We start from the raw sequence: 1504 nt of genomic DNA, 5'->3' as shown, positions 1-1504 counted from the left end.
AGCGCATTGATTTATATACAGCGAACACGAAATTAAGTTTAAGAGCAGATTCAACGTTGTGCCACGGTGCATAAGAATTTGGTGCTGTTGGATCTCACCAACGAAGAGACCATTTACGCAGGCAACCGCTTCATCATTTATGCCCTGTTTCCTGACTGCAATATTTCAATCCATAAAATGTGGGGTTTTCAAAAGCAAAACGTGGTTTTCGCAACGGGCAAATCGATTTTCGATCGAGGCTCTAAAAACCAACGTGGGCGAATTGATGTTKAAATATGGCGGTGGTGGGGCACCAAGCGGCAGGTACCTGTCAGATCAACCTTGAAGACGCAGAGCGTGTCCAAGCTGAACTGATTGAGCAGATAAATCGGGACGGTTAAAGACCAATAGCCTCGCATTCGCGAGGCTTTTTTTTGTTAGTATGCCGCCAAATTTTAATTTTGGACTTCAGCACAGCGCGTTTTTCTCATGAGACATCTGAAAACAACGATTCACCCTGATATCGAACACTAGACGAAAAATCATTTTCCAACGCAGCGCCGCGCGCAGCCATTTGTGTCGATGGTGAAGATATTTTATTGCTCTACACCGAGCGCTACCACGATTACACCATTCCTGGTGGTGGCATCGATGAAGGAGAGGATGTGATCGCGGKTKGTCGCGACTTGAAGAAGAAACTGGCGCAAAGAACATCCACAACATCAAACCATTTGGTATCTATGAAGAGTTTCGTCCTTGGTACAAAGGGGAAGCAAACGTGATGCACATGCATTCTTACTGCTACACCTGCAAGATTGACCGAGAGYTAGGCGAAACGCGCTTTGAGGAATACGAAGTGAAAAATGGCATGAAGCCACTTTGGGTCAATATCCATCAAGCGATAGCACACAATGAGCAGACCATGGCGGAAAGCCCCAAAAAAGGCATGAGCATAGAGCGCGAAACTTTCCTGCTGCGTCTCATCGCCAAAGAGTTGCTGTAACGACGATAAAATATTGAGAACAATAGATTTGAACTATGAATTTGTTCACTTCTTTTCACCAGTTAATGGATTTTCTAGATCAAATTGTAGACATTTTCGAAGAAACGTAACCATTAGTAACAGAGAGGCTGTAAGCAAAATTCCCTTGAATATACTCGAGAAAGTCTTATTTAACGGATGGCTGCTTTCATGAAATCTATTGTTTCTCTTACTTCCGCTTTGTGTGCCAGCGTTATGGCATTTTCCGCTCATGCCGCGCCGACCGTCATTCCCGATCCTCCCGCTTTGGGGGCCAAAGGCTATGTGCTGATGGACTACCATTCAGGGGAGGTCTTGGTCGCCAAAAATGCCGATACCCAGTTAAATCCTGTCCAGTTTAACCAAGTTGATGACGGCGTATGTGGCGGGACAAGAAATGAATCGCGGCAACATTCGCTTTTCAGATCAAGTGGTGATCAGCCGCAACGCATGGGCAAAAACTTCCCAGACTCTTCGAAATGTTATCGAAGTGGGTACTTCTGT

At 45.3% G+C, this 1504-nt stretch carries 3 pseudogenes; all 3 read left to right on the top strand.

Annotated elements, in window-relative coordinates:
• Positions 1-13: 13 nt before the first annotated feature.
• Positions 14-380 (top strand): annotated as a pseudogene (locus CIK04_RS26565) (exopolyphosphatase); the annotation flags it as partial.
• A gap of 88 nt (positions 381-468) precedes the next feature.
• Positions 469-982: pseudogene (locus CIK04_RS26560) on the top strand (NUDIX hydrolase).
• A 189-nt stretch (positions 983-1171) separates the two neighbouring features.
• Positions 1172-1504, top strand: a pseudogene (locus CIK04_RS26555) (D-alanyl-D-alanine carboxypeptidase); the annotation flags it as partial.

This window comes from Vibrio sp. 03_296, assembly GCF_002265885.1.
This window is presented reverse-complemented; position numbering and strand designations above follow the sequence as displayed.